16 protein-coding genes are annotated in these 25,631 nt (G+C 48.4%); 12 read left to right on the top strand and 4 right to left on the bottom strand.

Annotated elements, in window-relative coordinates:
• Nucleotides 1-69 precede the first annotated feature (69 nt).
• On the top strand, nt 70-5,454 hold the full coding sequence (locus tag HQN87_RS23740) for an S-layer homology domain-containing protein (RefSeq protein WP_173138362.1): 5,385 nt from the start codon (nt 70-72) through the stop codon (nt 5,452-5,454).
• A 314-nt stretch (nt 5,455-5,768) separates the two neighbouring features.
• On the opposite strand, the gene HQN87_RS23735 is transcribed toward HQN87_RS23740, so the two are convergent.
• Nucleotides 5,769-6,338, bottom strand: coding sequence for a hypothetical protein (locus HQN87_RS23735; protein WP_173138360.1), 570 nt, complete (start codon nt 6,336-6,338; stop codon nt 5,769-5,771).
• Nucleotides 6,339-6,522: 184 nt separating this feature from the next.
• Here HQN87_RS23735 and HQN87_RS23730 point away from each other — a divergent pair, with 184 nt between their 5' ends.
• The 4 genes from HQN87_RS23730 (at nt 6,523) to HQN87_RS23715 (ending at nt 12,307) form a co-directional block, all read left to right on the top strand.
• Nucleotides 6,523-6,945: an NUDIX hydrolase gene (locus tag HQN87_RS23730; RefSeq protein WP_173138358.1), complete on the top strand. Its 423-nt coding sequence runs from the start codon at nt 6,523-6,525 to the stop codon at nt 6,943-6,945.
• Nucleotides 6,946-6,979: 34 nt separating this feature from the next.
• The gene (locus HQN87_RS23725) at nt 6,980-7,999 is read left to right on the top strand and encodes a glycoside hydrolase family 88/105 protein (RefSeq protein ID WP_173138356.1); all 1,020 of its coding nucleotides are present in this window, start codon (nt 6,980-6,982) and stop codon (nt 7,997-7,999) included.
• A 65-nt stretch (nt 8,000-8,064) separates the two neighbouring features.
• Nucleotides 8,065-8,835 carry a peroxide stress protein YaaA gene (gene yaaA / locus HQN87_RS23720; RefSeq protein ID WP_173138354.1) on the top strand — a complete coding sequence of 257 codons (771 nt, stop codon included), beginning with the start codon at nt 8,065-8,067 and terminating at the stop codon, nt 8,833-8,835.
• 109 nt (nt 8,836-8,944) lie between these two features.
• Nucleotides 8,945-12,307 carry a HEAT repeat domain-containing protein gene (locus HQN87_RS23715; RefSeq protein ID WP_254075633.1) on the top strand — a complete coding sequence of 1,121 codons (3,363 nt, stop codon included), beginning with the start codon at nt 8,945-8,947 and terminating at the stop codon, nt 12,305-12,307.
• 40 nt (nt 12,308-12,347) lie between these two features.
• Here the strand turns inward: HQN87_RS23715 and HQN87_RS23710 are convergent, their stop codons facing one another.
• Nucleotides 12,348-12,800 (bottom strand): acetyltransferase, encoded by a 453-nt coding sequence (locus HQN87_RS23710; protein WP_173138350.1) that lies wholly within the window; start codon nt 12,798-12,800, stop codon nt 12,348-12,350.
• 262 nt (nt 12,801-13,062) lie between these two features.
• On the opposite strand from HQN87_RS23710, the gene HQN87_RS23705 reads away from it, so the two are divergent.
• From HQN87_RS23705 to HQN87_RS23675, 7 genes are all read left to right on the top strand, one after another.
• The gene (locus HQN87_RS23705; RefSeq protein WP_173138348.1) at nt 13,063-13,698 is read left to right on the top strand and encodes an endo-1,4-beta-xylanase XynA; all 636 of its coding nucleotides are present in this window, start codon (nt 13,063-13,065) and stop codon (nt 13,696-13,698) included.
• A gap of 152 nt (nt 13,699-13,850) precedes the next feature.
• The gene (locus HQN87_RS23700; protein WP_173138346.1) at nt 13,851-14,696 is read left to right on the top strand and encodes a formylglycine-generating enzyme family protein; all 846 of its coding nucleotides are present in this window, start codon (nt 13,851-13,853) and stop codon (nt 14,694-14,696) included.
• A gap of 112 nt (nt 14,697-14,808) precedes the next feature.
• The gene (locus tag HQN87_RS23695; RefSeq protein ID WP_173138338.1) at nt 14,809-17,088 is read left to right on the top strand and encodes an AraC family transcriptional regulator; all 2,280 of its coding nucleotides are present in this window, start codon (nt 14,809-14,811) and stop codon (nt 17,086-17,088) included.
• A gap of 317 nt (nt 17,089-17,405) precedes the next feature.
• Complete coding sequence (locus tag HQN87_RS23690; protein ID WP_173138486.1) at nt 17,406-18,332, top strand: ABC transporter permease; 927 nt, start codon at nt 17,406-17,408, stop codon at nt 18,330-18,332.
• 15 nt (nt 18,333-18,347) lie between these two features.
• Complete coding sequence (locus HQN87_RS23685) at nt 18,348-19,220, top strand: carbohydrate ABC transporter permease (protein WP_173138336.1); 873 nt, start codon at nt 18,348-18,350, stop codon at nt 19,218-19,220.
• Between the two features lie 71 nt (nt 19,221-19,291).
• A complete protein-coding gene (locus HQN87_RS23680; RefSeq protein ID WP_173138334.1) occupies nt 19,292-20,965 on the top strand; it encodes an ABC transporter substrate-binding protein in 1,674 nt (557 codons plus the stop codon).
• Between the two features lie 296 nt (nt 20,966-21,261).
• Nucleotides 21,262-24,783, top strand: coding sequence for an nSTAND3 domain-containing NTPase (locus tag HQN87_RS23675; RefSeq protein ID WP_173138332.1), 3,522 nt, complete (start codon nt 21,262-21,264; stop codon nt 24,781-24,783).
• Nucleotides 24,784-24,967: 184 nt separating this feature from the next.
• On the opposite strand, the gene HQN87_RS23670 is transcribed toward HQN87_RS23675, so the two are convergent.
• Together HQN87_RS23670 and HQN87_RS23665 are read right to left on the bottom strand one after the other, a co-directional pair.
• Complete coding sequence (locus tag HQN87_RS23670) at nt 24,968-25,354, bottom strand: retropepsin-like aspartic protease (RefSeq protein ID WP_173138330.1); 387 nt, start codon at nt 25,352-25,354, stop codon at nt 24,968-24,970.
• Nucleotides 25,344-25,598, bottom strand: a complete 255-nt coding sequence (locus HQN87_RS23665) for a hypothetical protein (RefSeq protein WP_173138328.1) — start codon at nt 25,596-25,598, stop codon at nt 25,344-25,346. Before HQN87_RS23665 ends, HQN87_RS23670 begins: the two co-directional genes overlap by 11 nt.
• Between the last annotated feature and the right edge of the window lie 33 nt (nt 25,599-25,631).

The raw sequence follows: 25,631 nt of genomic DNA, 5'->3' as shown, positions 1-25,631 counted from the left end.
GTCGATAAACCAATTATTAAAAGCGTTATCAATCATATGGGAATAGCCAATTCGACAAGGAGGAAAGCGATGTTAAGTAAATTTGGAAAGATCGGGCTGGCTTTGGTATTGGTGATCGGGCTGCTGCCCATGGTATCACTCCGGGCCTATGCTGCGTTGCCAACTTTTAATGAAACACTCGATTTTGTCATCGAACCTCCGGTTTCAGGCACCACAGGCAAGACTGTTTCGGATGTCCAAGGTCTTCAGGATGGAAGTACGGCAGTGCTGCTGAATTCATTCGTATATCAAGGTAATACCTACACCTCCTCTAATTTCCTTAGGATCTATAACAGCACAGGAACACTTACAACAGACGTTAACCTGGGCAGCCTGATGGACACCTATTACAAAATGACTTATGTGAGTATGCTTGCGCTAAGTAACGGCAATCTATTGATTACGTATAGTAAAAGTGACTCCAATGAAAATAATCTGCAGTTGGGGACTGTTACGGAGAGCACGCCGAATGCCTATTTCATGGTGCTTAACAAGGCAGGCCAGAAGGTAACCGGCCAGACTCAGCTTAATACATTCAGTACCGGAACTCTTCCGCAGCTTACGCGTTTTGTATCGGCGGCGGAGTTATCTGACGGGAATATAGCTTTTTCCTGGCAAAGGAATGACAACAAGAGTACGGTTACCCGTGTGTTCACCGCTGCGGGTGTACCCGTGTCAAGCGAAACGCTGCTGGTCGATGCTAATGCGAGCATGTCCTATGTAGCTGCTGGTGACGGCGTGTATATGGTAGCTTACAATTCGGGGGCTCCCAACGATAATATCTATCTGAAGTTATTCCATAACAACGGAACCCCCACCGTAACAACTATTAATGTGGGAGCGAGAATGAATGAGAGGCAGCTGTATCTGTCTACACTGGGCAACGGGAACTTCATGTTCAGCCAATATCACTGGCAGACCGGGGTAACCAGTGTTTCTTTATATGACAACACGGGTGCAGCTCAGGGCGGATTTACCATGAATGGTTCTCTGGCCGCGGCATCAGCCGTTGTCTACAAGAAGGGTGCCATGCCCGGATTCGTAACCGTAAGTACGGACGCTGTGTCCAATAAGGCCATCGACGATGCGTACAACTACGGTACAGAGTGGTCGGGAACCCAGTATGCTTACCTGAATTACTATGACTATAACGGGAACTTGCTTTATACAACGGATCAGCCGGTGGACTCCGCGCCGGTCGTATTTCAGGGATATGATGAAGATAGCTGGATGTTCGCTGTGGAATATTATCCGAAGTTCTCTATCCACCCCACCTTTGGCGACAAGCTTGTCTTCATCAGAACGGATAATACCGATGATACTCATTACAGAATAACCGGCAGACTGTTTGCAACAGAGATCTCCACTCCGGTAGTGCTGCAATCGGCGGTAGCTGATGGCGTACCCGGAACCACAACCTCGACGAAGATTGATCTGACGTTCGATCCCGCGATTGCCGGGCTGACGGCAGATGACATCACGATTACTGACGGTACAGGCTCTGCGGTAAAAGGAGCATTAAGCGGGTCAGGAACAGCTTGGAGCATTGCGCTTACTTCAGTGGAAGCTGAAGGGGACGTATCGGTGGCAGTGAATTCGCCAAGCGGGTACACGATCAGCGGATCGCCGCTGACGGCAACGGTATCACTGTTCAAGCCAGCGCCGGAAGTAACCCCGACCGCTGATATTGATTATGCAGCTGAACAATTAACAGGCTTAACGGCTAACGGTTCATATACGGTGAACGGCGCTTCGATGATGGCTACAGCAGAAGGCAAGCTGGCTATAGACAGCAGCTGGCTGGGAACCACGCTGAGCATCGTGAAGAAGGGCAATGGTTCAACGACGATCGACAGCGCGGCGCAGACGTTGGTAGTTGCTTCCCGTCCGGCAGCGCCTGCTGATGTAGCAGCGACAGCTGAAACAGCGATTAATGCCAACAACGGTACGCTGGTTGATGTGACTCCTGCGATGGAATACAAGAAGGGCTCGGCAGGGGCGTGGACAGTTATAGCAGACACAACGGTAACGGGGCTTGCTCCCGATACGTATTACGTGCGGACGAAGGCGACAGCGACAGCGTTTGCCTCGGAAGCACAGACGGTGACGGTGAAGGCTTACGTAGCAATACCTGAAGCAACTCCGGCAGCAGATCTGGATTATGTGGCTGAACAGCTGACAGATCTGGTACCAAACGGTTCGTACACGGTAAACGGTACGCTGGCGGTAACGGCGACAGCAGAGGGTAGGCTGGTGCTGGATAGCAGCTGGCTGGGAACCACGCTGAGCATCGTGAAGAAAGGCAATGGTTCAACAACGATAGACAGCGCGGCACAGACGTTGGTAGTTGCTTCCCGTCCGGCAGCGCCTGCCGATGTAGCAGCGACAGCTGAAACGGCGATTAATGCCAACAACGGTACGCTGGTTGATGTGACTCCTGCGATGGAGTATAAGAAAGGTGCAGCAGGGGCGTGGACAGATGTAGCGGGCACAACGGTAACAGGGCTTGCTCCCGATACGTACTACGTGCGGACGAAGGCGACAGCGACAGCGTTTGCCTCAGAAGCACAGACGGTGAGGGTGGCGGCTTACGTAGCAATACCTGAAGCAACTCCGGCAGCAAATCTGGATTATGTGGCTGAACAGCTGGCAAGTCTTGCGCCAAACGGTTCGTACACGATAAACGGTACGCTGGCGGTAACGGCGACAGCCGAGGGTAGGCTGGTGCTGGACAGCAGCTGGTTCGGAACCTCGCTGAGCATCGTGAAGAAGGGCAATGGTTCAACGACGATTGACAGCGCGGCGCAGACGTTGGTAGTTGCTTCTCGTCCGGCAGCGCCTGTTGATGTAGCAGCGACGGATGAAACAGCGATTAATGCGAACAACGGTACGCTGGTTGATGTGACTCCTGCGATGGAGTATAAGAAAGGTGCAGCAGGGGCTTGGACAGATGTAGCGGGCACAACGGTAACGGGGCTTGCTCCCGATACGTATTACGTGCGGACGAAGGCGACAGCGACAGCGTTCACCTCAGCTTCGGTGCCACTTACGGTAATGTCGTTCACCGCAACGGCTGAAGTGACACCTGCGGCGGTCATTGATTTTGCCGCTGAGCAATTATCAGGTCTGACACCAGACGGCTTATACACGGTGAATGGCATGGCAGTAACAGCTGCAACGGACGGAACATTGGCTGTAGACAATGGGTGGCTGGGAACCTCGCTGAGTATTGTGAAGTTGGGCAACGGGGTAACCACCACGGATAGTGATGTGCAACTGTTAACTGTTCCTGCCCGTCAGGCCGCTCCGGTTGGTGTGAGTGTAACGGATGTGACCTACAACGGAGCCAATGATGGTACTCTGCAGAATCTGACGGTCCAGATGGAATACAGAGCAGGCAGCGCGGGACTTTGGACTGAGGTCATCGGCACAACGATTGCTGGTCTTGCGCCGGACACCTATTATGTACGTGTGAAGGCAACGGCAACAGACTTTGCTTCAAATATTGCTCAGGTTACTGTTCATGATTCGGATGCGGTTATCCCGTCTGCACCTGAAGTAGCCGCAGATGATCAGAGCAATACGATTATAGGCCTGAACACAAGCATGGAATTCGCTGTAGACGACGGACCTTACGTACGGTACGACGGAACTAACCTGCCGGATCTCGGCGGTGAGCATACCGTCAAAGTCCGGGTAGCAGCCAGTGGATCTGTTCCGGCGGGACCGGCAACGATGCTTACTTTTACAACGAATGTGCTGATCCCTGCTGAAGACTTGTCTGTGAGTGCCAGTGACCCGGGTGGTGCAGCCAATAACGGCTATACGCTTATATCGGTTACGCCTGCACCCGCTGAGGGGCATAAGCTGCTGTATAAGAACTTCGGTCCTGGGAGTGTCGGCGTGCCGAATGCGGGAGACCTTCTGAGCGGATACACCCTTGTAGGCAGTGAGGGTCTGATTCCGGCAGCCGACGGGGATACGATTGGAATTGCTGAGGTTGATGCTGACGGTAAGGTAGTGAGGTACGGCAGCGCGATAGCGGTAGTTGCGGTGACTAATCCGGTCATACCAGATCCCGGGCCGGGCAACCCGGGAAGCAACCCGAGCAGTGGCAACCCAAGCAGCGGAACGCCTGCCGGGAATCCGGCAACTACGGTTACCGATGTAATCGTCCTTGTGAACGGCAAGCAGGAGAATGCGGGCAAAGCAACAACAACGACCTCCGGCAACGTGAGAATAACGAACGTCGTTGTAGATCCGGCCAGACTGCAAGCGAAGCTCGATGCGGAGGGGAATGGGGCTGTAGTAACCATTCCGGTGATGCTGGATTCCAACATTATCATCGGAGAATTGAACGGCCAGATGATCAAGAACATGGAGGAGCTGTCGGCCACCCTGGTGCTTCAGACAAGCAAGGGTACCTATACGTTACCTGCATCCCAGATTAACATTGGAGCGTTAGCTGCAAGACTGGGGAACGGGGTGAAGCTGGAGGATATTACGCTGAAAATTACAATTGGCGAAACTTCGGCATCCATGAATCAGGTAGTGACTGCTGCGGCAGGCAGAAACGGCTTCACGCTAATTGCCCCAGCGCTGGATTTCACCGTCACTGCTACCTCTGGTACAGCAACAGTGGAAGTGAGCCAGTTCAATGCTTATGTTGAGCGGACAGTGGCGCTTCCACAGGGCATTGATCCGAACCGGATTACCACGGGCATCGTCGTTGATCCAGTTGGAACGGTGCGTCATGTGCCCACCCGGCTTATCCAGAAAGACGGCAGATATTATGCTGAGATTAACAGTCTGACGAACAGCTCTTATGCTGTAGTGTGGCATCCGCTGACCTTCCAGGATGTAGAGAAGCATTGGGCGAAAAATGCGGTGAACGATATGGGCTCGCGTCTGGTCATTAACGGAGTGAATGATTCAATGTTCAATCCGGATGCAGACATTACCCGGGCAGAGTTCGCAGCGATTATCGTACGCGGTCTGGGACTGAAGTATGGAGGAGAAACTGCGAAGTTTGCCGATGTTCCGGCGGATAGCTGGTATGCCTCTGCAGTCGAAACAGCCTCCTGGTATGGTCTGATCACCGGCTTCGAGGATGGAACCTTCCGTCCGGATGCCCGGATCACACGTGAGCAAGCCATGAACATCATCGCCAAAGCGATGAAGCTGACTGGCCTTGCAGAACAGACCGGCACGGTGGATACAGCAGGTGTACTCGCAGCCTTTACCGATGCAGGCCGCGTAAGCGCCTGGGCCAAGGACAGTCTGGCACTTGCAGCCAGCGCCGGCTTGATCACCGGCCGCGGCGGCAGCAAGCTGGACGCCAAAGCTAATGTCACCCGCGCAGAAGTGGCGGTTCTGATTCAGCGTTTGCTGCAGAAGTCGGAGTTAATTGACTGAAGATTGTTATAAACAGAAAAAAGCGAATTCAGACATTGTGCTGAATTCGCTTTTTTCATTGTTCAGGAAATTGTGGGACCAAAAGGCTGAAGGAGCGAATGAAGAGCATTAGTGCACTTGAATTCAGCGGACATGGCCCAAATGAGCGAATGAAGAGCATTAGTGCACTTGAATTGAGCGGACGTGGGGGAAATGAGCGAATGAAGAGCATTAGTGCACCTCATTACGCCAGATGGCTACCGGAGTAAGCGAATGCCGTCTAAAAGGACGCATAGCCGTTGCTGTATGTAAGCATAGAGAAGACAAAGGTTAATTTAATCTATATTCTCAATACCCCATTCACCTGCTTTATTTTTAGTAAAGAAGTAGGTAATCCCTTGATTTTGAATGGTTCCATCCGCCATTTTTTTGGCATATTGAACGCCGACTCTAATTTGTTCACGCCCATGAACTGTGAGTTTCTCCAGAAGATCTAGATCATAAAACATAAATTGAACGCCTTCTTCACTGAAAAAGTATGTTTCACCACGAGAGCCTTCATGTAGATGCTCTTTGAATTTTTCTTCATCCTGCTCGACCACAGCTTCAATATTACCATTGAACTTAGAAATAATATCATCGTCGAAAAAGCTTTTTTGGTATGGGTCAAAATTAATAAATACTCCTTTTGTGAAGTCGGCTTCGGCAATTTCTTTGACTTCTTTTGTTGCCGGATCAATCAATTTCTCTGAATCTGCGGGTGAATTAGTAGCAGGTGTTGGAGTTGTTGGTAGGATAGTACCCGATTCTTCACTGGTTGTAGAGTCATCGGCTTTTCCGCATGCAGAGAGAAGTAGAGCTCCGATTAAACATAAAGATAAAATACCACGAGTTAGATTTTTCATTAATATCCTCCATGAAAGTTTTGGTATATATGTAAGGACGCAAGTGATAAGGAAAAGTTGAATCAAAATAAGACAATTATTCAAAGATGCAAAGGACCGTAAAGTCAATTGCTTTGGGCGGACAAGCAGGAGATTTTGAAAAAATGGCAAATGGTTAACTAATACGGAAAAGGAGAGTAATAACATGTTCATAGTCAACGTAGAAGGTGCGGTCTACAAGGATGGAAAATGGCTTGTGATTACTAGAAGTACCAAAGAAGAGCATGCGGGAGGGACGCTGGCTCTTGTTGGGGGGAAGGTGGACGTTGAAGGGAATACGCTCGATATCCTTGAACGGACGGTACAGCGGGAATGCTATGAAGAAGTCGGAATTCGGATCACAGAAGCGGTTACGCTGGTGTACAGCTCCTCCTTCGTCACTGAGGATGGACGCAATGTCATCAATCAGGTCTTCCTTTGCGAATATGACAGCGGTACGGCAACGAACAAGAGTCCTGATGAAGTCGAAGCCGTACATTGGATGACCTACGATGAGATAATGGCTCACCCCCTGGCTCCTCCCTGGACGAAAGAAAGTATTAGAAGAGTAGAGCTGGCAAGAAAATAGAACATAACATCTCGATGATGAGAGGGGAATACACATGCTTCAAGTAGAGTATAACCGGGAAGAAATCTTACAGCTTATCGACAAGGTGACCCGCAAAACGCTGGCGATGGACTTAACCTGGGAATGGCCTTGCGGCGTAGCTTATTATGGGGTGTCCAGAGCTTACCAGACCACAGGGAACAAGGAGTACCTGGACAGACTGGTGGAGTGGGTGGATGAATATATCGGGCTGGGCCTGCCGGATTGGACCGTGAATACCTGTGCCATGGGACATATGCTGATTACTTTATATGAAGAGACCGGAGACCGGAAGTATTGGGATATTGTGATGAGTAAAGTCGGGTATCTCCGCGGGACCGCGCTGCGGTTCGGGGACAACGTGCTGCAGCATACGGTATCGGTGTCCAATGATTTTCCGGAGCAGGCCTGGGCGGATACGCTGTTTATGGCGGCGTTTTTCCTGCTGCGTGTGGGCAGTAAGCTTGAGGATCAGGAGCTGATCCAGGATGCGCTTAACCAATATTACTGGCACATCAAATATTTGCAGGACCCCGGCACCGGCTTCTGGTTCCATGGCTACAATCATGTGAAGCAGGATCATATGTCCGGGCTGTATTGGGGCAGAGCGAACGCCTGGGGCGCGTATACGATGTCGCAGGTGAAGCCGCTTTTGAAGGAGTGGTATCTGTACCCGCAGTGTATGGATGTGGAATGTTCGCTCCGGGATCAGCTGGCGGCGCTCAAGACGGTGCAGACGGAGAACGGCTTGTGGCGGACGGTGCTGGACGATGAGGATTCCTATGAAGAGGTATCTGCGTCCTGCGGAATCGCGGCGGCTATGATAAGCAACGGGAATCCGCTGCATACCAAATATGTGCAAAAGGCCCTGAAGGGCATTCTTGAGCACATCACCGAAGACGGGCGGGTACTGGGCGTATCCGGCGGAACGGCCGTTATGAAGGACCTGGAGGGATACCGCAATATCCCCAAAGACTGGATTCAAGGCTGGGGCCAGGGCCTGGCGCTTGCTTTCCTGTCTGATATGCTTCGGTAGGAGGCAGAGTATGTTAGTATATAAGATACATTTATTTTTCCCGCAAGGGTAGAAAAGAGAGTATCATGAGAATCATCATTTCACCTGCCAAGAAGATGAAGACAGACACGGATATCCTGGAGTACCGCCAGGTTCCGCAATTCTTAAGCGAGTCGCAGAGTCTGCTGGCCTTACTACGCAAGCTGAATTACGAAGAAGCCAAGGCGCTATGGAAATGCAATGATGCCATCGCCACGCTGAATATGCAGCGGATTCAGGAGATGGAATTAACCCGCAATCTGACGCCGGCGATCTTCGCTTATGAGGGAATCCAGTATCAGTACATGGCGCCGGGGATTTTTCAGACGGAGGAGCTGGAGTACCTGGAGCAGCATTTGCGCGTGTTGTCCGGGTTCTATGGGATCGTCCGTCCGTTCGACGGGGTTGTGCCGTACAGGCTGGAGATGCAGGCCAGGCTGGGCGGGCCGGGCTTCCGTACACTCTATGAGTTCTGGAACAGAAGGCTGGCGGACCAGCTATTTGCCGAGAGTGACACTATTGTGAATCTGGCCTCCAAGGAATACAGTAAGTGCATCTCTCCGTATGTAGGCAGCCATGTGCGGATGGTTAGCTGTGTATTCGCACAGGAGATTGGCGGTAAGCTGGTGGAGCGGGCGACTCTGGTCAAGATGGCCAGGGGTGAAATGGTCCGCTTCATGGCTGAGCGGCAGATCACATGCGTCGAGGATATCAAGGGCTTCAGCGGATTTGATTTCAAATTTGCAGAGGCCTTGTCGGATGAGAATACCTATGTATTTATCCAGCAGAAGCACGAACAGAAGGAACTGGTAGAGTAAGCAGGATGGCGGGTAATCTTGAAGACGGTGGAATCGCCGGATTAGGGGTTGCCCGTATTTTTTTTGAGATGGAACCCGAACAGATTCAAGATTCAGAGGAGGACTTATGATGGTTAGGCGAGACCCATTGGACAAACAGAGCTTACTCAAAGAACTCGATACACTAGGTTATTCCGATAGAATCCGAACCATAGCGGTCTTAGGCCGTAATCACCTTGGTTCTCCAGCGTATTCCCGGTTATTAGCCTCCTTACTGGAGGGAGGAGCCTATGAAGCACGCCTGGCCTTGATGGGTGCGATTGCCACACTGGATGCCCCTATACTTCTATCCGGGCTGCGCCATCCTATGGCGAGTATCCGAAATACAGCGGCCGGATTGGTAGCCAAAGTAGCCTCAGACGAAGAGATCGAACGGGAGCTTCCCCAGCTATCGCCGGATTGCCGCCGCAAGCTGCTGCGCACAATTTCACTTGTGGGCCGTCAGGAGCTGGCGGAGCGGCTGTTGCCTATCGTGTACGCCCGGTGGGGAGCGGAAGAGGCGGCTATTGTACTCCAGGCCTCTTCTGCGGCAACCCTCCGCACCTGGCTGGAAGCTATCGGCTATGCGATTAAGGACTGGAAGAGGTTAGCGGGCCGCCATCTGGACGTAGTTGCGGAATACTTCACAGCCACTCTGGAGGAAGCACCACTTAGGGCGAAAGGAAGGGTCTGGTCAAGGTTCTCCTCAGCGATGGAGCATCTATGCAATCACAAGCCGGAGCTGGTGCTGGCCTGCGCGCAGAATCACGGCCCGGTGAACCTGATACATCCTTCCATCAAAGCCCATCTTGGCACACTGGTACGCCTGAAGCCGGATGGGGTGTATCAGCTGCTAACCCAGCCCGGGGTACGGAACGATCTTATGTCCCTGGGCGTTCCTGAGGCCGTACTCAAGAGGAGGAAACTCCTGACCGTAGACCAGTGGACGGAGATTGCCAAATTGCTGGCAGACACCCCGGTGCATGTAGCGAAGCTGCTTGAACATATGGCTCCGTCTAATCGTCAGTCGATTTTTGACGCGGTGTACGGGGAGGAGAAGCGCAAGGAATGGATTTTCCCCGAGAGACTCTTGTATGCCTTGCCGCATGACTTGCGTGACAAGGAAGCTGCCCGGATGCTCGGACTGCGTGAAATCAAGGACAACCGGGACCGGACTCTTCGCATAACCGCTTCCCGCTCCATTCTTCAGGCAAGAGAGCCGCTTGAACAAGCGACCCGGGTATCCAGTGCAGACGAGCGCGCCACAGCGCTGATGCAGCTTGTCCGAAGTACGGTTCTGTCGAGACAGGGCATGAGTGAAACGTTATTAACTTTAAGCCGGATTGTAAATGATCAGGACCCGGTCCGGGGCGCTGTGTTCAAAGAGCTGTCGGAAAGCCCGGCGTCCGTCTATACGAATGACCATGTGCAGGCACTTACTGTACTCGTCGATAGCGTGATCGACGCCAGAGATACCTCCTATGGTACCAAGTTCTCTGTCCAGCAGCTGGCTTTCATTCTCCTGCGCCATAATGCGGCCGAGCCTCACGGGGAGCTGTTCAGGTTCGCCCTTACTACGCTTCAGAAGCTGGCGAAGCAGGACGGACAGCTGTCTCTCCCCTCGCTGGAAAAGAACCTGCCTAAGGGAGTAGAAGAGATTATTTTCGAGGCGATTTATTCTTACGCTGCACAGGCAGGCAAGAGAGAGAACTACAATCTGGTGCTGAGTCTGGCGAATTCCTTCGGCAAAAGAGGGAGCGGTATCGTCAAACTTCAGCATCTGTTACAGGAAGCCACACGAGCCAAAACCGATTCCACAGCGATACGGGCAGCCAGATTCTGGCTTGCGCCTCTGAAGACGCGGGATGAACGGGTGAAGGAATTGCTGGCCGCAGATCCATCGTATATTACGATCCATGAGGTGTTCCGGCATCTGCACCTGAAGCGTCAGGAATGGCTGGACCCGTATATTTCGGGAGCTGTAATCAAGGGCAAGTTCCTGTCCGGCAAAACCATTCATCCGGTTCCGGCTACGGACGGGTTCTACCGGTGGCTGCCACGGCAGCAGCAAGCCTACGGCTCTGTGTTAAGCAGAGTCGCCTCCGATCCGAAGTACAGCCTGTCCGAGCGTTCAAGAGCGATAAGAATCATGGCAGCTATGCCTGATTGTGACCCGGACCCGCTATTTAAGCTTGTGCAGGATCAGGAGGTCGCTGTTGCAGAAGCTGCGCTTCATGCCTTATCCCTGCTGGAGGAGCCGGAGAAATCCCTTCCCGTGCTGCTGGACCATCTGGATGGAGACCGGGCCCGTGTAGCCATGTATTCGATACCAAGGTGTATCCGCAGGGTGAATCCGGTATTGCTGGTCAGCCTGCTGAAGGAGCTATTGAACCGGGATAAGCTGAAGGTCACCGTCCGTAAAGAAACCATCCGTCTGCTGGGTGTGTATAGAAGTGAGGATAGTCTTCCGCTGCTCCTGCACGAGTTCGGGAAACCAAACGTGCACAAGGATGTATTGATTGCTATCGGACATGCAGCCAAACAACTGCTGGACGATGAACGCAGCTGGGAGATTCTAAGCGCCATCGCAGCTTCTCCGCAAAGTGATGTGGCAGTTAGCTTATTGTCCCAGCAGCCTGCTGCGCTTCCGGTTGACTATAGACCGCGCTATCTGTCCTTAATTCTGGAGATTGCGGGTCACCCGGATGCATACGTCGGCAGACATGCCTTCGTTATTATGAGCTGGTGGACGGATGGACATGAAGAGGTGATTGCCGCTGCCGCTGCTCAGGCGATTACGGACCTGGAAGACAGTACCCGGTGGGAATTTGCGATGAACACCCTGATCGAAGCCTGCCAGGATGGCAAGATCAATGAGGCGGTAGCCGGGATCTGTCAGAAGCTGGCTGGTCCGGTGGTGAACGATGAATGGAATGCAGCTACGGACAGAGATGTGCCGCACCGGCAGCGGCTATCGAAATTAATAGAGAAGCTGGCCCTTCTGCCGAAGGAGACACGCCAGCAGCTTATTCCATTATACCTGGAGCTGATTCATATTCTGGCTCCCGACGAGACGCTGCAGCAGCTTGTAATGAAATTATATATCGCAATACTAGATTGGAATAACGTGGAGGAATCCGCCGCCTATCTGAACCGGATGGTACATAGTTTGTCCGATCAGCCGCAGCTGTTAGGCGAGGCGTATAGCCAGATCACGTATAATCTGGATACAAGCACCGGATACTGGACGCCGGAGACGCTGCTTGAGCTTGTAGACAGATTGCGGACGGAACCGCGGTATGAAGCCGCGTATATTGGACTTTCCTTGCTGGAAGCAGCGGGAGCTGCGCTTCGCTGGAGTCCGGAAGCCGCAGAGTATTTGCGGGGGTACAGGAATCACACGAATATCGCAGTCCGCACCCATGCGCTTAATATTTGGACGGCGAAGGAGTAGGTAGCAGGGGATTAAGCAAGCAACAGACAAGTCAGAAGCGTTACTCCAGAGACAGCCGCATATGCAGAATAGGCCAAGGCTTGCCTTGCTCATCCCGTTCAGACCGGTCATAGACCGCAAATCCTAAATGTTCGTAGAACCCGGCAGCCTGGGGATTGTCTTCATTGACATCCACATCGCGCACGTTCAGTGTGTGTATGGCGTAAGTGACCAGCTCTTTACCGATGCCTTGTCCCCTGACGGCCGGGTCTACGAACAGCATTTCAATCTTCTGCTCCTGAACACCGATGAAGCCGATAGGACGACCCTCCTGATCTGTATAGGCGAGCAAGTGGGAGATTTGCGCAATTCCTTGCTGCACCAGGGGGCGTAAATCTTCAATATCCTGTCCGGTGAGGAAAAGATGCGTAGCCCCCACGGCATTCTCCCAGATGCGCAGCAGGTGATCGGATACTTCCCGGGTTCTAAGTGTGACCTCTTGTATACGGTTCATGGTTCCTCCTTGGCAAATTTCTTTTGGTTGTTGATTCTAGCATACCGCAAGCACGACATTAACACCTATAAAAATTGGGGGTAAACCTTTAGTTTGCAGAGAGTAATGTAAACGCTTACTATATATAATCTATTTTGAAGGAGGACAGGCCAATATATGGCATATAGCTCAGGATAAGTTATATTCCGTGAACAGAAGCTACTGGCAAGTGAGGGCGGGTAAGACAGGCTGTACCCACAAAATATTCTTGGGAGGTAATTCAATGTTTAAGTTAAACAAGAAGATTCTAACGGTAGTTATGGCAGCCACTATGAGCTTCAGCGCATTCGCAGCCACCGCAGGTGCAGCAACTGATTATTGGCAGAACTGGACGGATGGCGGCGGGACGGTCAATGCTGTGAACGGGTCTGGCGGGAATTACAGTGTGAACTGGTACAATACCGGCAATTTCGTGGTCGGTAAAGGCTGGAATGTCGGATCACCGAACCGCACGATCAATTACAATGCAGGCGTCTTTGCCCCGTCCGGCAACGGATATCTGACGATGTACGGGTGGACTAGAAACTCACTTATCGAATATTACGTGGTTGACAACTGGGGTACCTATAGACCTACCGGACAATACAAAGGCACGGTGAACAGTGATGGCGGCACTTATGATATCTATACCACTATGCGGTACGATGCTCCTTCCATTGACGGTAATGCGACGTTCCCTCAGTACTGGAGTGTCAGACAGTCGAAAAGACCGATCGGAAGCAATTCAACGATCACCTTCAGCAACCATGTCAACGCCTGGAAAAGCAAAGGGATGAATCTGGGAAGCAGCTGGTCTTACCAGGTAATGGCAACTGAAGGATATCAGAGCAGCGGCAGCTCCAATGTAACGGTATGGTAACGGGAAGCTGACAGGCGACTGGCCGGTTCCGGCATTCGCGAAGGCCAGTTAACCGATAATAGGGCTAAGGCCGGCCGGTCACACAGCGGACGGCCTTATTTTGCAAGCGGTTACTTGCAACCTGCCTTAATCGCTTCTAAGGAGATGTATCCATGAGAAAACTATTGATTATTCTGGCAATGGCCTTAATGGTTGTGATCAGTGCCTGCTCGCAGGACAAGCCTCCCAAGGAGGAACGCCTGGTCTGGGTCAAGGGCGGTTCTTTTGTAGATACCAAATCTAATTATCACGGAACCAATGTGACTCTTCCGGATTTCTATATCGGCAAATATGAGGTGACTCAACAGGAATGGCTGGACGTAATGGGGAATAATCCCTCCCAGTTCCAGGGGGACAAGCTGCCGGTGGAGAGTGTAACCTGGTATGATGCCGTGGAGTACTGTAATCAGCGGAGTATCAAGGAAGGCCTGGACCCCTATTATAATATAGACAAGAACACAGTTGACCCTAATAATACAAGCGACCGGGATTTCATGAAATGGACAGTAACGGCCAATGAAGGAGTGAACGGCTACCGTTTGCCGACAGAAGCCGAGTGGGAATATGCAGCAGGCGGAGGCCAGATGAGCAAGAGCACCAGCTATAGCGGAAGCAATAAGCCGGAAGATGTGGCGTGGTACTGGAGGAATTCCGGTGATCAATTCTTAACGGGGGACTGGAACTGGCCGGCGATTGAGAACAATCATAGCCAGACGAGATTCGGCGGCCTCAAGCAGCCCAATGAGCTGGGACTTTACGATATGTCAGGGAACGTGAGGGAATGGTGCTGGAACTGGTACGGAGAAGCGGGTCCGGATAACAGCAACGGATCACTCCGGCTGGTGAAGGGCGGCGGGTGGATCGGCGGCGTTAACAATACAGAGGTCGCCTTCCGGGGCAAGTTCGAGGCGAGCAGCCGGGGCAATGATCAGGGGTTCAGGGTGGTCCGCAGCAGGTAAGCAGCCATAACTGTGTAATTTGTACATTGAATTTCAAACTGTACATATGAAGAGTACCCTAATTTCAATTATGATGGAGAATGTACAACAAGAGGAATTAGGGGGATTGCAGTTGAAGTTGGAGAGGGGTCACTTTACACAAAGTGTGGTTGTCCGGTTAATTACATCCTATGCGGTGATTCTGTGCATACCTGTCATTCTCAGTGTGATCATCTATGGTCAGACGCGGGAAGTTGTGAAGAATGAAATTAAGCTGGCCAGCAGAGCGATGCTCCAGCAGGTGAGATATATTGTGGACGGGGAGCTGCTGCAGACAGAGAGCCTGGCTACACAGCTGGCTGTTCATAGCGAGGTGAAGAGCTTTCTTTCCTCTGCTTCCGGGAACGCTTACAAGATATATGAACTGAAGCAGGAGCTGGGCAGAATGTTAACGGCCAACAACTTCATTAAGGAGATTAACTTGTACTCCAAGCCGCTGCAGTCTGTTCTCTCCAGTGAGACTTATATAGATGAATATTCATTCTACGAAATGAAGCTGCAGACGGATAGCTTTGTCTATGGGGATTGGCAGGAGCTGACCCGGGAGTATCATTCGGGTAAGTATGCACTGCTTCCGCTTAAGAATCCGGATAACAAAGTCACCTACACGCCATTCTATATCCGTTCACTGCCGATTCAGGCAACGGCTGATGTGACAGGTGCACTGATTATACCGCTTAATGTGGACACAATGATGACGATGCTTGCGAACATCGACTGGGTAGAGCGGGGCCGGGTATTTATTATGGATACGAACGGCCAGATCATGATTCAGAATACGGGCGGCACGATGATTGAACCGTCGGCCTACCAGGAGTGGGATGAGCGGGGCACCGGCACCTTTACGGGCACTTTCCAGGGTGTGGAGTCGATGATCACTATTGAGTCATCGGATACGACAGGCTGGAAGTATATCAGTGTATTTCCGACCGATGTCTTCTGGGAACATGCCGGAGGGATGCGGACGATGAATATGCTCGGGCTACTGCTCTGCTTCGTGATTGGCAGCGCGGTGATCTATTATTTCGCCCGGAAGAATTATAATCCGGTCAAAGAACTGGTCAGCGTCTTCGCCCGTAATCCTGTGCAGGACACTGGTAAATATCTGGATGAGTACTCCTTCATCCGCAGAAATGTGCTGGAGACGATCAGGGAACGTGATGCTACGAACAAGAAGCATGATCAGCAGCTGCGGGTGCTGCAGAATTATTATCTGGGCAGGCTGCTGAAGGGGCAGGCCGACCGGAATACCCCGTTCACGGAGCTGGCGAAGACCTATAAGCTCCAGTGGACAACCGGTTCCTTTGCCGTGCTGTTGTTCTATATTGACAGCGGGGACGACGGGATAACCGATCTGGAATTATCACAATTTATTGTGTCCAATATTGTTGCGGATCTGATCGGCAGCCGCTGGACGATCAATTTCACAGATGTAGACGGCATGCTTGCAGCTGTTGTGAACATAGATCCGGAGCGTGCAGGGCAATGGAAGGATGAGATCGAGGATGATTTAGCCCAGGCTTATGAATTCATCACTCTACGGTATAAGCTCCGCTTCACGACGGTAGGCAGTGAATTGCAGACGGGTCTGGAAGGGGTGCATCTTGCGTTCCTTCAAGCGCTGGAGGCCCAGGAATACCGCAGCGTGCTTGGCGATGAGATGCTGATCTGGCACGGAAGCATCAAGACGAGCGAGAGCAGTTATTTCTTCACAGTGAATGACCAGATTCTGCTGATCAATTTGCTGAAGGCCGATGAGTTTGAGCAGGCGAACCATATGATTAACAGTATCCTGCAGCAAGCCTTCCAGAGGGAGCAGTCTCATGAAATCTCAAAGTGCATCCTGCTCGATGTAGCCACGACGATGATTAAGGCAATTCCGGATCAGGAACAGACCCGAATAGCCTGGGATGAATGGCGGCCGCTCAAACGGCTGCTCTCCTGCTCCACGAAGCCGGAATTCGAGCAGGAGCTGCTCGATATCTTCGAGCGGGTATGCACGGTGCTCCGCAGCAAGCCTAATCTGCAGGCGAGTGCCGGAATCGGCGAGAAGGTTACAGCGTTCGTACAGGAGAATTACAGCGATAAGAACCTGAGCGTGTCCCAGATAGGCGATCATTTCAGCCTGACCCCGCAATATGTGTCCCGGCTGTTCCGTGAACAGACGGGACAGGTCGGGCTGCGCGACTACATTAGCCAGACCCGGGTGGAAGCGGCCAAGGCCCTGCTGCTGGAGGGGGCCAGCATTGATGATACGGCCGAGAAGGTCGGATTCGCCAGCAGCCATGCATTCATTCGCGTATTCAAGAAGTATGAGGGAATTACCCCTGGGAAATACAAAACCATTCAATGATAGGAGCACAGATGACTTCCGGATGCCGGAGGTCATCTTTTTTTTGCGGCTGTATCTGCTTGAAGCCAGGAGGAATATGCGAAACCGTCTATCCGTTTCAAGGTGTCCATCGTCATTTGCGGTTAACGTACATCATTTCCGGTATTGGACATTGCTGAGCGGCAGTGTCAGCCAGTACATTGGTGGAGCAGTAAGCGATTACATGGAACGGCAGAGAAGCCGCCCGCAAGCGTCAGGCTGCCGCTCCTGTTAGAGTGAATTATTCGTGAGGAAGTGATGATGACATGGCAGCTCCTGCTAGAATCAAGCCCGCAGGCATGGCCCCGCGTACCAAGGCTGACCGGGTTCCGCTCTGGAAGCATGTTAGACAAGAATGGAAGCTGTATTCGTTTCTGGTGATTCCGGTAGTCTACTTTATTATTTTCAAATACGCGCCGATGCTGGGGAATATTATTGCCTTCCGCAAATACAGAGGCGGGCCCAATATCATGGGGACCGAATGGGTCGGGTTTACTTATTTTGAGATGTTCATGAAAGACCCTACGTTCTGGCGTGCATTTTTCAATGATCTTACCTTAAGTGTAAGCTACCTCCTCGTGAAATTCCCGGTTACGCTGTCCTTTGCACTGCTGCTTAATGAGATACGGAGAATCAAGTGGAAGAAATTCGTCCAGACGGTGTCCTATCTGCCCCATTTCATCTCTATGGTTATCGTCGCAGGGATGATTAAAGAGGTGGTCTCCTTAACAGGACCGCTTAACAGCCTTCTGGCCTCCGTTGGACTTGAGAAAATCTCCTTCATCTCCTTGCCGGAGTGGTTCCCCGTCATTTACGTCACCTCCGGCGTCTGGCAGAGTCTGGGCTGGGGGACGATTCTCTATCTGGCCGCGATGACTAGCATTGATCCGTCTCTGTATGAAGCCGCCAAGATGGACGGTGCTAACCGGTTCAAGCTTGCGAAGCATGTAACAATACCCGGTATCCTGCCTACCATTATGGTGCTCCTGATTCTGGATATCGGCAGCATTCTGGGCTCTAATTTCGAGAAAATCCTGCTGCTCTACAACCCGCTCACCTATGAGACAGCAGATGTCATCTCTACCTATGTGTACCGGATGGGAATCACCGGAGGGAACTTCAGCTACGCGACGGCCGTAGGCCTGTTCGAAGGTATTATTGGCCTGATCCTGGTGACGATTGCGAATACTGTATCCAAAAAAACGACGAAATCAAGCCTCTGGTAGAAAGGAGCCGAACCCGTGAAGCGATCCTCCACCTTTAACCTGTTTAACATCATTAACAGTATTTTTATGATTCTGATTGTCATGTTTACCTTGTATCCCTTCGTGTATCTTGTGGCCCAGTCCTTCAGCTCGGAAGCGGCTATCTATGCAGGCAAGGTGACTCTATTCCCGGTAGAGTTTACGACCAAGACCTATGAAGTGATTTTGAGCAAGCCCGATTTCTTCCATTACTACTGGAATACCATCGTATATTCCGTAACAGGCACCCTAATTGCAGTGACTGCAACCGCAGTGATGTCGTATCCGCTGTCCAAGGATAAGCTGCGGCTGAACAGATTCTTCATTCCGTTCGTGCTGTTCACGATGTATTTCGGCGGCGGCCTCATCCCGAACTATATCCTGGTGGCCAAGACATTGGAGCTGCGGGATACGATCTGGGCGATAGTCATTCCGGGAGCGATCAGCGCGTTCAATGTCATCCTGATGAAGACGTTTTTTGCCAGTCTGCCTTACGAACTGGAGGAAGCAGGGCGTGTAGACGGCCTGGACGTCTTCGGGATATTCACCAGAATCATTCTGCCGCTGTCGAAGCCGATTCTCGTAACAATCATGCTGTTCGTAATGGTCGGCATGTGGAATAACTGGTTCGGGCCGTCCCTCTATCTGCAGTCCAAGGAGAAGTGGCCTGTCGCCCTGTATCTGAAGCAGATCATCGACAATGCCGTCAGTCCGACTGAAATCGGAGCCTCCTCCGATCAGACGAGCCAGATTGCGGCAAGCATCAAATCGACAGCAATGGTCTTAACTTCACTGCCTATTATCTGTGTGTATCCTTTCGTGCAGAAGTATTTCGTACAGGGCATGATGATCGGCGCGGTCAAAGGATAAACGGTATCACCGGAGGGGGTTACGGCCCTCTCTGTTATATATAGCTCTATACCCAAAAAGGGAGGCAAACCATGAGATTCAGTAAACCACTTGCAATGGCATCGCTGGCGTTGATGTTGTCTATGACCGCTTGTTCATCCGGAAATAATGAGGCTTCAGGCACCAGTAATTCCCCAGCACCGAATGCTGCGGGCACGAATGCACCGGCAACAGCTGCGGCGGAAGATTATACCTTTGGTGCAGATCAGACCTTCCACTCGAATGAACCGGTAACCTACTCCATGATGTACAGCGACCATGAGAATTATCCATATCATAAAGACTGGCGGCTGTGGAGTGCGATCCAGGAGAAAACGAATGTAAACTTCGATTTGGCCATTACGGCAAGAACCGAATATGAGAACCAAAAATCCCTGCTCGTGAACAGCGGAGATGCTCCTTATATTATTCCTAAGACTTATGATGAATCCGCTTTCGTAGCCTCAGGCCAGATTGTGCCCGTGAGTGACTGGGTGCAGTACATGCCGAACTACATGAAGGCCGTGAAGGATTGGGGCATGGAGGAGGACCTGAAGGCTAAGCTGAAGGAGGACGGGAAGTATTATGTGCTTCCAGGCATGTGGGAGATTGCCGGCGGCGGTTATTCCTACATTATCCGCAAGGATGTGTTTGAAGCAGCGGGCGTGGACGTTGAAGGACAGCAGGGCAACTGGACGTATGAAGACTTCTATGAAGCGATGAAGAAGGTCAAAGACTTCACAGGCAGCAATTATGTGATCTCTGACCAATTCAAGGGAGATTCCGCTCTGAACATTGCCGCAGTTCAATATGGCGTTACCGCCGGCTGGGGATTATCAAGCGGTCTGGTCTTTGACCAGGAGAAGCAGCAGTTTGTGTTTGCCGATGCCTCCAATGACTTCAAGGACTTCCTTGGTTACTTCAATAAGCTGGTGAATGAAGGCATTATGGACCCGGAATCGTTCACCCAGGAAGACGATGCGGCCCAAGCGAAGTTCTTCAAGGGCGACACCTATGTGATCAGCGGAATCTATCAGGTTATGGCCGATTTCAAGAGCAAGATGCAGGTTCCGGATAGCGAGCTCTACATGATCACCCAGCCGGGCGGACCCAAAGGCAAACTGCAGGTCGAAACCTCCCGTCTGGAGAACGGAATTATGATCAGCCAGAATGCGCTGGACGACCTGGGTGAAGAGGGCTTCATTAAGATGCTGCGCTTCATCGACTGGTTCTGGTATTCCAATGAAGGCCAGATGCTCAGCTTATGGGGTGTAGAAGGGGAGACTTATACCTTGGACGCAGATGGAAATGTGGTGCTGAACCCGGAAATCTATTACAACGGGATCAATGAAGGTGCGCCTAAGCAGCTCAATGTCGATTACGGCTTCGCCGGAGGGATGTTCGCTTATGGAGGCTCGGAGAAGCTGAAGATGTCCAAGATGACCGATGGTGAAAAAGACTTCGTGAGCCGTGTCCAGTCGACACGGGATACCCGCAAGCTGGCACCGCCGATCATGGCGACTCCTGAGGAGAATGAGCAGATGAAGCTGATCTCGACGCCGCTGATGGATTACGTCAAGACCATGACGCTCAAATTCGTGACCGGCCAGGAGAAGCTGGACAACTGGAGCCAGTATACGGCCCAGGTTGAAGCCAACGGCAGCACGCGGTATGCGGAGATGGCCAATGATATTTTTGCCAAGACAAAGAGTCTGTTAGGCTATTAATGATTAACCGGGTGAAATAAAAACAAGGAAGTCACAGGAATCCCCTTTCGGGCAGACTTTCCGGCAGCCTCATCGTATGATGCGGTGGCTGGAGAGGCGCCTGGAGGGGATTTTGGTCTACTTGGTTATAAGTCACGAAGGAGTACGAATTTGTTTATGACAGAAGCCATGCATAGAGGGTCCCCTCCTGTTAAGAAAAAATAATTATACATATTTTAACATGGGGTAATCTAGTGTACGCTTATAAATAAAGATTACCTGTAGAGAGTTTATTAATTATGTTAGGAGCCGAAAATATGCCAAATTATGATTTTCATAATTGCTTATCTCCACGAGAGTTTGAGGAATTGGCTAGAGATATATTGGAAATAAAAGAGAAGGTTATATTTAAAATCTCTAGTCGAGGAAAAGATGGTGGAATCGACCTTATACATCGTGAAGATAAAACAAAAATAATCGTTCAAGTAAAGTGCTACCAGAACAACTATAAACAACTACGAAGTGTTTTAAAGTATCAAGAGAAACAGAAAGCCAAATTCCTAAGTCCTTCTCGCTATATTCTCGTAGTTTCTCTTGAGCTTAGCAATGAGCAACGAAGTGAGATTATTAGTCTTTTTGAAGGTTTTATAAAAACAGAGGATGATATTATTGATAGGAATGATTTGAATCAATTGCTTGGAAAAGAACAGTATCACAAGGTAGAACAAAACCATTATAAATTGTGGATTAGTAGTACTGGTGTGTTAATTTCAATTATTGAAGGGATTGTTCATCGCGCTAGCTTAGTTAATTCGAAATTTGAACTTGATCAAATAAAGGAAACGGTGAAGGTTTTTGTTCAAAATCCTAGTTTTGGGCGATCACTAAGATTGTTAGAAAAGTTTAGATATATATTGATTTCTGGAGAGCCTGGTGTTGGGAAAACGACACTGGCACGTTGTCTAGCGGCGTATTACTTACAACATATGGGGTATGGTGATTTCATTTATGCGGACACGGTAAGAAATGCGCTTGAGATGTTCAAAGAGAAAGAAAAACAGGTTTTCTTTTTTGATGATTTTTGGGGAAGTGTATTTAAAGATGAGAAGCTCCCGCATAACGAAGAAAAGCACATGGTGAAGTTTATTGAACTTGTTTCTAGATCAAAGAATAAAATATTGATATTGACGTCACGTGAATATGTACTTCAGCAAGGCTTAGCAGAGTATCATGATGAACAGCTCAATAGAACATTTGATATCGGAAAATGTATGCTTCAAATGGAAGATTACTCTGAGGTGATTAAAGCTAAAATTATATTTAACCATCTATATTTCTCCCAACTTGAATGGGATTATGTCGAGATTATCGCTAATCACTATGAACCGATTATTAAACACAGTAATTATAGTCCAAGGATTATAAATGATTTTCTAAACCATGGAATGAACCTTATCGAAGATAATTCTCCTTCTGAGTTCTATAACGCCTTTAAACAATACTTAGATGAGCCATTATCTTTCTGGAAGAGCATTTTTATGCATCAGACTCGTGGAGCACAATTAGCTGCACTTATTTTGTTTTTATCTTCGCAACCCATGAGATTATGTGATTTAAAGCATTCTTACTACACTTGTTTAAATTTCATGAATGAAAGTAATACTTCTATTAGAAATTTGGAATTCGAAAGTATCATTGCACAATTAGAGAAAACAATGATTAAAACCTATTTGAGTAATGGAACAGCCATTATTTTGGTTGAATTTCAAAATCCATCTGTTAAGGATTTCTTATATTTATATCTATCTGATTCTTTAGAGCTCTTTGGCCAAATATTAATCCAAGGCTGCCCATTTCTAAATCAACTTCTGTTTATGTTTAAGACGACGGTTTCGGGGCGTAGCATTGAAGATAGCTCTGGAGATGATATCTTTATTCAAAAGAAAATAAATCTAACACCTACGCTGGAAATTATGCTCACAGATAAGATTATTACTGATTTTGATATTTTGAATTATTCCTATTTCGATAATGATATCTTTGAGAATAAATCGTCTGTGTATACAAAGCCAGATGACTGCATTGTCAGAAAATTAAATGATATTATGTTTAACTTTGACGTTGAGAAAAATAGTAGAATGAAAGAATTTGTGAAGAGCAAAATTCAGTATTTATGTGAAAGGCTTCATGATGAAGACTATCCATTTAGTTATGGTGATATGATTGAATTTCCCGATTTAATTAATAGAGTACTTTTGTTAAATATTGATTTAGATGAAGAAATAATTTTAGAGGACTATCATAGATGCTCCAGATTTGCTGAGCATTGGCTAACCTTCACAGAATTTGCAGGGATTTTTCCTAAAGCATATGCTAACTTCAAGAAAAAAAACTATAAGGAGATAAAGGCGAAAATCAAGTACTTATTGCTTGATGATATTGAGTTTTTTGCATCTGACATGCAGTATGAACGAATCGACTTTCTTATTGATATAATTTATCCCCGAATTTTAGATACGTTTAAATTACGTGATAGTAAATCCTTTTGGAAAGTTTTTAGATTCACTATGGGTTATGATAATGAAACGAAAAAAAACAATCAGTATGAGGCAGAAAGAAATATGAGAATAATAGAAAGAAGAGAATCTGAAGAGAAAATAAAAGAAATTATAAATGAGGAAAAAAGGGCGCTATTAGGAAGTAAAGCCGAAGCCTTAGAAGATCAAGAAATTATTGACTTTATAATTAAGAATGCACAAACTGCATCAGAGGCGGAAGAAATAGTATCATTATATGAAGATGAAGAACCTTGGTTTATTTACCCTTTTTATGGGAGCTGGAATAGATTATCGCTCTTATTAGAATTTTACCATGATCAGAAACAGATACCTGCAACGAGCCTATTGTTTTTTGAAATGTTAGCTGCTTTTCTAATTAAAGATAGTGATTCCACAAATCATGTTAATAATCTTCGAGAAATGTTTTCGGAATTTGCTTTGGATATGTTAAGAAAGGGTCAAACTATTTTTTCTGCAGAAACTCTCGAGAAGCATAAAGTCTTTCAAACCGCCTTTGAAAACAATCAGGTTGACCTTTTAGAAATATTATCATTTCCTTTCATCATTCAGAAAGGGAAGTGGTATATGTTTCAGACAGTAGTGTTTCAAGCGTATTTGTCACTAAAGGTATTTCTTACTCACAATACTAGTAAGCATTCAACTTCTTATAAAGAATTTCTGGACTTACAAAATGATTTCTGGGACTTCAAACACGATGTTTGGTTATTATGTTCTGAAATGGATATTGTGAGATTTAATGAGTTTTTTTTGGTTTCTGCTTTTCAGGAATATTTAAATATTATAGATTCAAGCAACCCCAAAACAGTTACTTCTTCGACTTTCAAATACCTTGGTCTTACTTTAAACTTTAATATTCCTTCAGATACCGCGTTTCCTGAAAATTCTGGTTCAAGTTGTAAGAGTTTAGAGGCTTCGATATTTGAATTTATTGGTCATGATTTACTCGATATTGAATTTTTAATGGATTCCTCTAGTGAAGAAGAAGTTAAAGAAGAGTCGTTAATGGATTTGAGCCAATTTATTCTAAAGTACGGTTCTAAAAGCTATGGAGAAAATGAATTTAAAATTGATTTAGCTGAACATAATGCTAACCATGAGTTATTGGAAATCTTCAATTCTTTAGGTGTATGTGATTTTTTATGGAATACTTATCACCAAGTTCAGGTCATGGTAAAGCAAGCAATAGAAGCAGATTATAATTACAGACTAGATTCATATAAGCAAGCTCCGCAGGTTCGTAGATTTTTCAGTGAAGAGTAGAGGATAATAAATTATGAGGAAGGAAGAATTAATTATTCAATCTATTGATAATTAACCCATCAAAGATTTTTTGGCGATATCGCCATACTATAGTTTTGATTTAAAGCATAATTTCATAGCAAACGGGCTTTTCCCGTGTGCTATGAAATAGCTTAAATATCAGCTTTCGAGAGGTAAGATGATCTTACCTTGCAGGAAACATTTCCATTCTATGCAGATCAATAACCATATCTCCATTTTTTAGAATATCCAGTCCAATAAGACCGTTGATATAATTAATACCTTCGTGAAAAATGCCGAAATCAATGGGAATATCATTCATAATCAATTCACCGATTTGGATTTGATCAATAGTTTTCTGGAATGTATATTCATCTCCGCCAATCCCAAAGCTACGCACAAGTTTATCGCCATTCTCAAATTTGATGCCTAGTTCAGAAACAATATCAGATGACAGGAGCGAGTGAGCCGCACCTGTATCGACAACTAATTTATCTATGGTTAAGGAATGATTTCTATAGTTAATTGTCATCTTTGTCTGAAGCAGACCGTGTATGAACTCAATTTGCATCTTGTCTTCTCCTATATAGAGGATGGTTTCTAAGTTCGACAGTGATATTCTCTTGTCCGGTATGATAAACAATATTATTATTCTTGCAATTTAGTAATAATCGGGTGGCCTCGTCAGGGTCCTGAATGGCACGGACCAGTGCGACATTATCTATGAACTGAATGTTATCTTTGGTATGAGAATCCAATATTTCGAGCAGTACATACTGATCGGGATAAATTGAACGAACCTCTTGCCATTGCATCTAGATCACATCCTTGTATTTATTCTTGTTTCC

Origin of the sequence: Paenibacillus tritici, assembly GCF_013204885.1 — a bacterium.
Lineage (GTDB): Bacteria > Bacillota > Bacilli > Paenibacillales > Paenibacillaceae > Paenibacillus_AQ > Paenibacillus_AQ tritici.
Note: the sequence above shows the minus strand (reverse complement) of the source record. Positions and strands in the feature narration are given on the sequence as shown.